The organism is Paracoccus panacisoli (assembly GCF_042435015.1).
Classification (GTDB): Bacteria; Pseudomonadota; Alphaproteobacteria; order Rhodobacterales; family Rhodobacteraceae; genus Paracoccus; species Paracoccus panacisoli.
This window is the reverse complement of sequence record NZ_JBHMQU010000006.1, coordinates 1-9,942: the sequence shown is the minus strand read 5'-3', so window position 1 is coordinate 9,942 and position 9,942 is coordinate 1. Positions and strand designations below refer to the sequence as shown.

10 protein-coding genes are annotated in these 9,942 nt (G+C 72.2%); 4 read left to right on the top strand and 6 right to left on the bottom strand.

Annotated elements, in window-relative coordinates:
• Positions 1 to 67: 67 nt before the first annotated feature.
• Both exbD and exbB read right to left on the bottom strand, forming a co-directional pair.
• Positions 68 to 496 carry a TonB system transport protein ExbD gene (gene exbD, locus ACFHYO_RS01315; RefSeq protein ID WP_394317786.1) on the bottom strand — a complete coding sequence of 143 codons (429 nt, stop codon included), beginning with the start codon at positions 494 to 496 and terminating at the stop codon, positions 68 to 70.
• 4 nt (positions 497 to 500) lie between these two features.
• Positions 501 to 1,274, bottom strand: a complete 774-nt coding sequence (gene exbB, locus ACFHYO_RS01310) for a tonB-system energizer ExbB (protein WP_394317784.1) — start codon at positions 1,272 to 1,274, stop codon at positions 501 to 503.
• A gap of 215 nt (positions 1,275 to 1,489) precedes the next feature.
• Here exbB and phbB point away from each other — a divergent pair, with 215 nt between their 5' ends.
• Both phbB and yddG read left to right on the top strand, forming a co-directional pair.
• Entirely contained in the window at positions 1,490 to 2,215 is a 726-nt protein-coding gene (gene phbB / locus ACFHYO_RS01305) for an acetoacetyl-CoA reductase (RefSeq protein ID WP_036705665.1), read from the top strand.
• A gap of 184 nt (positions 2,216 to 2,399) precedes the next feature.
• A complete protein-coding gene (gene yddG / locus ACFHYO_RS01300; RefSeq protein ID WP_394317782.1) occupies positions 2,400 to 3,278 on the top strand; it encodes an aromatic amino acid exporter YddG in 879 nt (292 codons plus the stop codon).
• 75 nt (positions 3,279 to 3,353) lie between these two features.
• Here yddG and ACFHYO_RS01295 read toward each other — a convergent pair whose 3' ends face one another.
• From ACFHYO_RS01295 to ACFHYO_RS01285, 3 genes are all read right to left on the bottom strand, one after another.
• Positions 3,354 to 3,518, bottom strand: coding sequence for a YdcH family protein (locus tag ACFHYO_RS01295; RefSeq protein WP_081962744.1), 165 nt, complete (start codon positions 3,516 to 3,518; stop codon positions 3,354 to 3,356).
• A 67-nt stretch (positions 3,519 to 3,585) separates the two neighbouring features.
• Positions 3,586 to 4,344 carry a tRNA1(Val) (adenine(37)-N6)-methyltransferase gene (locus ACFHYO_RS01290; protein ID WP_394317780.1) on the bottom strand — a complete coding sequence of 253 codons (759 nt, stop codon included), beginning with the start codon at positions 4,342 to 4,344 and terminating at the stop codon, positions 3,586 to 3,588.
• Positions 4,341 to 4,547, bottom strand: coding sequence for a putative signal transducing protein (locus ACFHYO_RS01285; RefSeq protein WP_036711195.1), 207 nt, complete (start codon positions 4,545 to 4,547; stop codon positions 4,341 to 4,343). Before ACFHYO_RS01285 ends, ACFHYO_RS01290 begins: the two co-directional genes overlap by 4 nt.
• A 74-nt stretch (positions 4,548 to 4,621) precedes the next feature.
• Between ACFHYO_RS01285 and ACFHYO_RS01280 the strand changes: the two genes are divergently transcribed.
• Entirely contained in the window at positions 4,622 to 5,623 is a 1,002-nt protein-coding gene (locus ACFHYO_RS01280; RefSeq protein ID WP_394317778.1) for a polyprenyl synthetase family protein, read from the top strand.
• A gap of 158 nt (positions 5,624 to 5,781) precedes the next feature.
• On the opposite strand, the gene ACFHYO_RS01275 is transcribed toward ACFHYO_RS01280, so the two are convergent.
• Positions 5,782 to 7,194, bottom strand: a complete 1,413-nt coding sequence (locus ACFHYO_RS01275) for an ammonium transporter (protein WP_394317788.1) — start codon at positions 7,192 to 7,194, stop codon at positions 5,782 to 5,784.
• A gap of 385 nt (positions 7,195 to 7,579) precedes the next feature.
• Here ACFHYO_RS01275 and ACFHYO_RS01270 point away from each other — a divergent pair.
• Positions 7,580 to 9,942, top strand: a 2,363-nt coding sequence (locus tag ACFHYO_RS01270) for a transglycosylase domain-containing protein (RefSeq protein WP_394317776.1), incomplete at its 3' end; no start/stop codon positions are given.

The window sequence follows — 9,942 nt, the reverse complement described above, 5'->3', positions numbered from 1 at the left end:
TCCAGCGCCGCCGCCGCCGCCCAGCTGCCCGCGCGCAGGCCCGCGCCGCCGCGCACCACCGCGCCGCTCACGGCGCAGGCGCCCCGCTGTCCAGACCCACGAGCGCGATGCGCAGATAGCCCGCGTCGCGCAGGCGGTTCATCACCTCCATCAGCGCGCCGTACGCCACCACCCGGTCGGCGCGCAGGAAGATCCGCGCGTCGCGGTCGCCGCCGGTGGCCGCGTCCAGCGCCGCGCCCAGCGCCTCGGGCGCCACGGCGGCCTCGCCCAGCCGCAGCGACAGGTCGGGGCCGACCGTCAGCCACAGCGGCGCCTCGGGCCGGGCCGCGGGCGGCGCGTTCGACGCGGGCAGGTCGACCGCCACGTCCACCGTCGCCAAGGGCGCCGCCACCATGAAGATGATGAGCAGCACCAGCATCACGTCGATGAAGGGCGTCACGTTGATCTCGTGCGCCTCGGGCAGGTCGTCGTCGTCCCGGAAGAACCCGCCCGCCATCGGCTCAGACCCGAAGGCCCGCGGCGGCGCGGTCGAGGTCGCGGCTCACCAGCCGCTCGACCGCCGCCGCCGTCTCGGCCAGCCGCAGGCGGTAGCCGCCGATGGCGCGGGCAAAGCCGTTGTAGATCACCACCGCCGGGATCGCGGCAACGAGGCCCAGCGCGGTGGCCAGCAGCGCCTCGGCAATCCCCGGCGCCACCACGGCGAGGTTGGTGGTCTGCGCCCGCGAGATGCCGATGAAGCTGTTCATGATCCCCCAGACGGTCCCGAACAGCCCGACGAAGGGCGCCGTCGCCCCGATCGTGGCCAGCAGCCCGGTGCCGCGCGCCATCTCGCGCCCCGCCCGCGCCTGCACCTGCGCCAGATGCGAGGCGACGCGGGCCCGCACCCCCTCGCCCGGCCCGAACCCGGTGCCTTCGGCCGAGCGGTTCAGCTCGCGCGCCGCGGCCCGCAGCATCCGGGCGTCGGGCGCGGGCGCCTCGGCCCCGGCGAGGGCCGCGCGCAGGCTCTCGGCCGCCTCGATCCGCGCGGCCCCGCGGCGCAGCGCGGCGCTGGCGCGGGCCAGCTCGGCCAGCTTCACCACCAGCACCGTCCAGGTGACGACCGAGGCGAGCGCGAGGCCCAGCATCACCCCCTGCACCACGGGGTCGGCCTGCCGGAACATCCCCAAGGGTGACAGGTCATGCGGCAGGCTGGCCAGCGCCCCCTCCTGCGCCCGGGCGGGCAGGGCCATCAGCAGCGCGGCCATCGGCAGCGGCAGGCAGCGGGCAACGGTCATCGGTCGGTCCTGTCTGGCAGATCGCGCGGCGTCCGTCCTATTTTTTGCGCAGCCCCCAGGCAACCCGGGGCGCCGCGTCGGGCCCGGAAAAGCCCTTGCGCGCGGCCGCACGTGACGTCGCCGCCCCACCCCGCCGAGGAGGCCTTGCGTAACAATCTTTCTCAACGTAGGTCTTGAACGTAATAGCATTTCACAATCTGGGTGAGGAGATAACGATGGCGAAAGTGGCACTTGTGACCGGCGGGTCGCGCGGGATCGGCGCGGCCATTTCCAAGGCGCTGAAAGAGGCGGGCTATGAGGTCGCGGCGAACTATGCCGGCAACGACGAGGCGGCCAAGGCCTTCACCGAGGAAACCGGGATCAAGACCTACAAGTGGTCGGTCGCCGACTACGACGCCTGCGCCGAGGGCATCAAGCAGGTCGAGGCCGAGCTGGGCCCGGTCGACGTGCTGGTGAACAACGCCGGGATCACCCGCGACGGGATGTTCCACAAGATGACCCCGCAGCAGTGGAAAGAGGTCATCGACACCAACCTCACCGGCGTCTTCAACATGACCCACGGGGTCTGGAACGGGATGCGCGACCGCAAGTTCGGGCGGGTCATCAACATCTCTTCGGTGAACGGCCAGAAGGGCCAGGCGGGCCAGGCCAACTATTCCGCCGCCAAGGCCGGCGACATCGGCTTCACCCGCGCGCTGGCGCAGGAAGGGGCGCGGGCCGGGATCACGGTGAACGTCGTCGCCCCGGGCTACATCGGCACCGAGATGGTGCGCGCCATCGACGAGAAGGTGCTGAACGAGCGCATCATCCCGCAGATCCCCGTCGGCCGCCTGGGCGAGCCGGAAGAGATCGCGCGCTGCGTCGTGTTCCTCGCCTCGGACGACGCGGGCTTCATCTCGGGCTCGACGATCAGTGCCAACGGGGCGCAGTTCTTCGGCTGATCGCTGAACCCGGACAGGTCCGCCGGCGCGGGCCTGTCCATCGGGGCGACGGTGGGTTTGGCGGCGCCGTTGCCGATCCTTTGCCGGATCGCCCTCCCGTAGCCGACTGTGCGCGGCCCCTTGACGGCACCCCGCGCGGCGAGACAGGCAGCCCCGCACGTCACCGCTGCCGAAAGCCCCGCCCATGCTCCCCTCGACCCGCGCCACGCTCATCGGCGCCCTCGCCGTCGCGCTCTGGTCGGGGCTGGCGCTTCTCACCGTCGCCACAGCGCCAATGCCGCCCTTCCTGCTCTGCGCGGCGAGCTTTGCCATCGCCGGGCTGGCGGGGCTGGGCTGGATCGCGGCGGGGCCGGGGTTCGGGGTGCTTGCGGGCGTCCCGCTGCGGGCCTATGTCGTCGGCACCGCCGGGCTCTTCGGCTTTCACGCGCTCTATTTCTCGGCCCTGCGCCTCGCTCCGCCGGCCGAGGCCGGGCTGATCTCCTATCTCTGGCCGCTGTTCATCGTCCTCGGCTCGGGGTTGCTGCCGGGTGAGCGGCTGCGCCCCGCCCATGTCGCCGGGGCCGCGCTGGCCTTTGCCGGGGCGGCGCTGCTGCTGGCGCCGAGCGGGCGCGGAGCCGCGGGCGCAGGCGTGCTGACCGGCTACGGGCTCGCGTTTCTCTGCGCGCTGACCTGGGCGGCCTATTCGCTCGCCTCGCGGCGGCTGGCGGCGGTGCCGACCGCTGCGGTGGCGGTCAACTGCCTGGCCACCGCAGCGCTGGCCGGGCTGGCGCATCTGGCGCTCGAGACGCCGGCCGCCCCCGCCACCCCGGCGGGCTGGCTCGCGGTGCTGGGGCTGGGGCTGGGGCCGGTGGGCCTCGCCTTCTTCGCCTGGGACGCGGGCGTGAAGCGCGGCAACATCCAACTGCTCGGCACGCTCTCCTATGCCGCGCCGCTCGCCTCGACCCTGTGGCTGGTTCTAGCCGGGCGGGCGCAGGCGTCGGCGACGCTGGGGATCGCCGCCGCGCTCATCACTGCAGGCGCGGCGCTAGCGGCCGTGGGCGGGCGGCGGCGGCGCGCGCCCTGAACGCGGACGGCCCGCAGAGTGCTCTGCGGGCCGCCGTGCGACATCATCTTGGGGGTCGTCCCCCGGCTGTCCCGGTCAGTGGGTCAGCCGCTCGATCTCTTCCTTCAGTCGCAGCTTTTCCTTCTTCATCGCGGCGATCGCCAGATCGTCCGATCCGGGCAGACGCTGGGCGCGCTCGACCTCGTCCGACAGGTGCTGATGCTTCTTTCGCAATTCGACGACGTGCGACTGAACCGACATGAAAGATCTCCTGTTCTGGTGGCGACTGGGTTCAGTCCAGCACATCGCGCACGGGCTGTCACCCGAATCACGACAGTTTTATGTCCAATGCGGCGGCGTGGCGCAGGACTGCCTGCGCGGCAGGCGTCAGGTCCTCGCGGTCACCGGCGTGCGCGTCCGCCGCGTGCAGCACCAGCGGCGCGAGCAGCCGCAGGGGTGAGCGGCGGCCCTTGGCGGCCTGCACGATCACCCGGCCCGCCGGTCCCCCGGCCCGGGCCGCGATGGGCAGGATGGCAACGCCCCCCGCCCGGCCGCCGAGCGCGACGAGGATGCGGTCCAGCGCCTCGGCCCGGTGGATCACCGTCAGCGTGCCGCCATGCCCCAGCCGCCGCAGCCCCGCGTCGATCCAGACGCCGAGCGGCGTGTCCTCGTGGCGCGACGCGGCGCGGGTGGGGTCGGGCGCCGCGGGGCCGGCGGCGAAGAACGGCGGGTTCATGATGACGTGGTCGAATCGCTCCTGCCTCAGCGCCTCGGGCATCGCCGCCACGTCGCCGCAGAGAATCCGCGCGTCCGTTGCCGTGGCTGCGGCGTTGTGGCGGGCCAGCGCCGCCATCTCCGCCTGCCGCTCGAGCCCGGTGAGGGCGAGGCCCCCCACCCGCGCGCCGAGGCAGAAGAGCGCCACCCCCGCCCCGCAGCCGAGTTCCAGCACCCGCGCCCCCGGTGTCGCCGGGCAGGCCGCGGCCAGCAGCACCGCGTCCATCCCGGCGCGATAGCCGCGCGCCGGCTGACGCAGCACCAGCCGGCCGCCCAGAAAGGCGTCGTCGCGGGTTCCGGCAGGGTCGCTCATCCGATCCCGTGGTCGCGCAGGATCGCGCTCGCCATGAAGTGGTCGCGGTCGGCCACCATCACACGGCGCGGCAAAATGCCGATCGACCCCTCGAGCACGCTCATGTGGCGATCAAGCTCGAAGGCGGGGATTCCCTCGCCCTCGAGCAGGTCCAGCGCCCGGGCGATGGTCAGGGGATCGGTCGAGCGCAGCAGTTCCTTCATCGCCCCGGACGCTAGGCCGCGGTTGCGAAACTGTCCATGCCGTGGCAAGGGCTGCGCACGAAAAGGATGCCGCCATGGGTGTGAACGAGAACGTCTCCAAGCCGCTGGACCGGCTGGCCGCGGTGCTGGCGCCGGACATGGCGGCGGTCAACGCGCTGATCCGCACCCGGATGGAGAGCCGCCACGCCCCCCGCATCCCCGAGGTGACCGCGCATCTGGTCGAGGCCGGCGGCAAGCGGGTGCGCCCGCTGCTGACGCTCGCCGCGGCGCGGCTGCTGGGCTACGAGGGCAGCCACCACCACCTGCTGGCTGCCACGGTCGAGTTCATCCACACCGCGACGCTGCTGCACGACGACGTGGTGGACGAGAGCCGCCAGCGCCGCGGGCGGCCAACGGCGAACCTGCTGTGGGACAACAAGTCCTCGGTGCTGGTGGGCGATTACCTCTTCGCCCGCAGCTTCCAGTTGATGACCGAGACCGGCTCGATGCGGGTCATGGAAATCCTTTCCAATGCCGCCGCCACCATCGCCGAGGGCGAGGTGCTGCAACTGACCGCGGCGCAGGATCTGGCGACGACCGAGGACATCTATCTGCAGGTCGTGCGCGGCAAGACCGCGGCGCTGTTCTCGGCCGCGACCGAGGTGGGCGGGGTGATCGCGGGCGGAACGGCGGCCGAGGTCGCGGCGCTCTATGATTACGGCGACGCGCTGGGGATCGCGTTCCAGATCGTCGACGACATCCTCGACTATTCCGGTGCGACCGAGACGATCGGCAAGAACACCGGCGACGATTTCCGCGAGCGCAAGCTGACCCTGCCGGTGATCAAGGCCGTTGCCCGCGCCGATGCGGACGAGCGCGCCTTCTGGGACCGCACCATCGCCCGCGGCGACCAGCGGGACGGCGATCTGGAACAGGCGCTGGCGCTTCTCGCCCGCCACGGCGCCATCGAAGCGTCGCGCGCCGACGCGCTCGGCTGGGCAGCGCGGGCCCGCACGGCGCTCGAGGCGCTGCCCGAGGGCAAGTTGCGCGGCCTCCTCTCCGAGCTGGCGGATTTCGTGGTGGCGCGGGTCGCCTGACGCCGCACAGGGGGCGATGCCCCCTCGGCCCGTGCGGGCCTCACCCCCGGGATATGTCCGGCAGGGAAGAAAAAGGGGGGCGCGGGACGCCCCCCATTCCGTTTCTGTCTGGCGGAAATGCCCCGCGGGGTGCGGGGGCGCGAAGCCCCCGCCGGCGGTCAGTTGTAGGCGTTCTCGCCGTGGGTGGTGAGGTCCAGCCCCTGGCGCTCGTCGGTGGGGCTGACGCGCAGCCCGACGGTGACGCGCACCAGGTGGATCGCCACGAACGACACGATCCCCGACCACAGCACGCAGATCACCACGCCGAGCGCCTGGGCATAGACCTGCGACCCCATCGAGAACTCGGCCACGGCGCCCGCGGCGTAGTCATAGACCCCGGTGCCCCCCAGCGAGGGCGCGGCAAAGACGCCGGTCAGGATCGCGCCGACGATACCGCCGACCCCGTGGATGCCGAACACGTCGAGGCTGTCGTCGATCCCGATCCGCGACTTGAGCGAGACGACGACCCACATGCAGATCAGACCGGCGGCCAGCCCGATGGCGATGGCGCCCATCGGCCCGACGAACCCGGCCGCCGGGGTGACGCCCACGAGGCCCGCGACCGCGCCCGAGACGCCGCCCAGCAGCGACGGGTGGCCGCGCATGGCCCACTCGCCCGCCGCCCAGGCCAGCGCCGCGGCGGCGGTGGCGACGGCGGTGTTGATGATCGCCAGCGCCGTCAGCCCGTTCGCCTCGAGGTTCGAGCCGGCGTTGAAGCCGAACCAGCCGATCCACAGCAGGCAGCCGCCGACCATGGTGAGCGTCAGGTTGTGGGGCGCCATCAGCTCCTTGCGGTAGCCGATGCGGGGACCGGCGACCATCGCCGCGACGAGGCCCGCGACGCCGGCGTTGATGTGGATGACGGTACCGCCGGCAAAGTCGAGCGCGCCGTGCCCGAAGAGGAAGCCCGAGGGCGCGTCGAAGGCCGAGGGGCCGCCCCACCACCAGACCATGTGGGCCATGGGCAGGTACGAGAAGACGAACCAGATCACCACGAAGGCGAGGATGGCCACGAACTTCATCCGCTCGGCGGTGGCGCCGACGATCAGCGCGCCGGCGATGCAGGCGAAGGCCATCTGGAACACCGCAAAGGCGAACTCGGGGATGAACACCCCGGCCGAGAAGGTCTCGGCCAGCGAGCTGGTGGTGATCCCGCCGAGGAACGCCTTGGACAGCCCGCCGATGAACGGCGTGGTCGCGGTCGCGTCGGCGGCCGTGCCTGCGCCGGTGAAGGCCAGCGAATAGCCGAATACCACCCACAGGATGGCGATCACCGCGAACACCGTCAGCACCTGCATCAGCACCGAGAGCACGTTCCGCGACCGCACCAGCCCGCCGTAGAAGAGCGCGAGGCCCGGCAGCGTCATCATCATGACGAGGATCGCCGAGATCATCACCCAGGCGGTGTCGCCCTTGTCGGCGACGGGGGCTGCGGCCTCGACCACCGGGGCCGCCGCGGGGACGGCATCGGCCGCGACCTGCGCCAGCGCCGGGCTTGCCGCGGCAAGCGCCAGCAGCGTGGCGGCAGGCATCAGGGTCGAGGCGGTGCGCCGGGGCCAGCCGGCACCGGGGCGGGCGCGGCCCCCCGGCCTCGCGTCGGGCAGGATCTCGTCGGGCAAGGGCTGGGTCATCGGTCTCGTCCTCATCTCTGTCGTCGCTGTCGCAGCGGCTCGCCGCGTTGCGGCATCGCCTTGCACCGACTGACGCCGCGCGCGGGCGATGGCGTCCAGCCGCAGCCCCGCCTGCCCCCGCGTCGCGCCGCGATCTGCCTAAGGCGCAGGCAGGAAATCACCGTCCTGCCCGATCCGGCGGCAGGTCACGAGTGGTTCAAAGGCCGAGCGATGTGTTCTCAACCCGGGCCCCGTGCTGTATGACGCAGCAGAGAAAAGGCCGCTCAACGGCCACGGGATACAGGCCATGCCACAGAACGACGGGCCCCGGCGCCCCCCCTCGGGCCGCGCCCCTACCGGCCGCCGCGTGGCCGCCGACAAGCGCTATGCCGACCCAAGCCCCGCGGCCGGCGGTGGTGGCGGTGGCGGCGGCGGCAGCCTGCCCCCGCAAGAGGCGCGGCGCCGCGCGGCCAGCCAGCCGAAGCCGCCGCGGCGGCGCGGCAATGTCGTCACCCGCGGCGTGACCGGCGCCTTCTCGCTCTTCTGGCGGATCGTCTGGGGCTCGTTCTGGCGCACCGCCGCGACGCTGGTGCTGATCCTCGGCCTCGCCACCGCCTATTTCTACTCGACCCTGCCCGAGGCGCAGGCGCTCTTCGACGGGCGCGCGCGCGGCTCGGTCACCATGCTCGACCGCGACGGCCGGGTGTTCGCCTGGCGGGGCGAGACCTACAACACCGTCGGCGCCGACAAGATCGCCCCGATCCTGCGCGACGCCGTCGTGGCGACCGAGGACAAGCGCTTCTACGGCCACCTCGGCATCAGCCCGCGCGGCATCGCCAGCGCCATCAAGATCAACATGGCCGAGGGGCGCGGCCCGCTTGAGGGGAACGGCGGCTCGACCATCACCCAGCAGGTCAGCAAGCTGCTGTGCCTGGGCGAGGAGTTCGACCCGATCAAGTGGAAGTCCGAGGCCGACTATGAGGCCGACTGCCGCAAATCCTCGCTCTGGCGCAAGGTGAAGGAGATCCCCTACTCGCTGGCGCTCGAGACGAAGTATTCCAAGGACGACATCCTCAACATCTACATGAACCGCAGCTACCTCGGCGCCGGCGCGCGCGGGTTCGAGGCGGCGGCGCAGCGCTATTTCGGCAAGTCCGCGTCCGAGGTGACCGCCCCCGAGGCGGCGATGCTGGCCGGGCTTCTCAAGGCGCCGAGCTATTTCTCGCCCACCTCGAACCTGCAGCGGGCGCAGGACCGCGCGAACCTGATCCTCGGGCTGATGCACGAGCAGGGGTATCTGGACGACGCGCAGTTCGCCGACGCGCGGGCGCATCCGGCGGTGCTGTCCAAGGCCGCGGCGGCGCGGGCGGGCGGGTATTTCGCCGACTGGGTGATGGAATCCGGCCCCGGCTTCCTGACCACCGAGACAACCGAGGACGTCACCATCAAGACGACCTTCGACCAGACCATGCAGCGTCAGGCCGAACGGGCGCTCGCCCGCATCTTCAACGAAAAGGTCGCCAAGGGCTCCAAGGCACAGGCCGCGGTGGTGGTCATGTCGGCTGACGGCGCGGTGCGCGCGATGATCGGCGGGCGCGACCCCGCGGGGCTCGCCGGCAGCTTCAACCGCGCCACCCAGGCCAAGCGGCAGACCGGTTCCTCCTTCAAGCCCTTCGTCTTTGCGGCGGCGCTGGACCAGGGGTTCACCCCCAACGACCGGATCATGGACGCGCCGATCACCTTCCGCATCAAGGGCGCGAAACCGTGGTCGCCGAAGAACTATACCCGCAACTACCTGGGCGAGATCACGCTGACCACGGCGCTGTCGAAGTCGATCAACACCGCCACCATCCGCCTGCAAGAGGCGGTGGGCCGCGACAACGTGCGCCGCATCGCGCAGGATTTCGGCTTCGCCCATGACCTCGCCTCGGGCCCCTCGCTCGGCCTCGGCGTGTCCGAGACGACCCTGCTCGAGATGACCGGCGCCTATGCGGGCATCCGCAACGGCGGCACGGCGGTGCGGCCCTACGGTCTGGTCGAGCTGCGGATCAAGGGCGACGACAAGCCGCTGATCGGGCAGGTCGGCGGGATGGGCACACGGGTGATCTCGCCCAAGGCCGCGTCCGAGCTGATCTGGATGATGAAGCAGGTGATCGAGGCCGGCACCGGCACCCGCGCCCGGCTCGAGGGGCGCGAGGCGGCGGGCAAGACCGGCACGACCTCCTCCTACCGCGACGCGTGGTTCATCGGCTTCACCGAGCAGTATGTGACCGGCGTCTGGATGGGGTATGACGACAACACCCCGCTCAAGGACGTGACCGGCGGCGGCCTGCCCGCGCAGATCTGGCAGGCGGTGATGACCGAGATCCACCAGGGCCTGCCGGCGCTGCCGCTGGGGGTGATCGCCCCCGACGCGGCCGGGAACGCCATCGCGGCCAGCGACGTGGTGTCGGCCGACAGCGACGACCCGCTGGCCGCCGCGCTGGCCGAGGCGCTGGCCGCGGCCCAGCCGGTGCAGGGCGACATGGGCGGCGCGCCGGGCACCCCGGGCGCGACAGTCGGCTCGGGCGATCCCCTGGGCGATGCGCTGGCCGAGGCGCTCGGCACCGCAGGCTCGGCGCCCGCGCCGGAGGCGCCCGTCGCGGCAGAGGGCGCCGCGGCGCCCGCCAC

Excerpts from the sequence above, each read along its gene's own strand:
- exbD (WP_394317786.1), bottom strand. The coding sequence starts at position 496 with ATGGCGGGCGGGTTCTTCCGGGACGACGACGACCTGCCCGAGGCGCAC.
- exbB (WP_394317784.1), bottom strand. The coding sequence starts at position 1,274 with ATGACCGTTGCCCGCTGCCTGCCGCTGCCGATGGCCGCGCTGCTGATG.
- phbB (WP_036705665.1), top strand. The coding sequence starts at position 1,490 with ATGGCGAAAGTGGCACTTGTGACCGGCGGGTCGCGCGGGATCGGCGCG.
- yddG (WP_394317782.1), top strand. The coding sequence starts at position 2,400 with ATGCTCCCCTCGACCCGCGCCACGCTCATCGGCGCCCTCGCCGTCGCG.
- ACFHYO_RS01295 (WP_081962744.1), bottom strand. The coding sequence starts at position 3,518 with ATGTCGGTTCAGTCGCACGTCGTCGAATTGCGAAAGAAGCATCAGCAC.
- ACFHYO_RS01290 (WP_394317780.1), bottom strand. The coding sequence starts at position 4,344 with ATGAGCGACCCTGCCGGAACCCGCGACGACGCCTTTCTGGGCGGCCGG.
- ACFHYO_RS01285 (WP_036711195.1), bottom strand. The coding sequence starts at position 4,547 with ATGAAGGAACTGCTGCGCTCGACCGATCCCCTGACCATCGCCCGGGCG.
- ACFHYO_RS01280 (WP_394317778.1), top strand. The coding sequence starts at position 4,622 with ATGGGTGTGAACGAGAACGTCTCCAAGCCGCTGGACCGGCTGGCCGCG.
- ACFHYO_RS01275 (WP_394317788.1), bottom strand. The coding sequence starts at position 7,194 with ATGCCTGCCGCCACGCTGCTGGCGCTTGCCGCGGCAAGCCCGGCGCTG.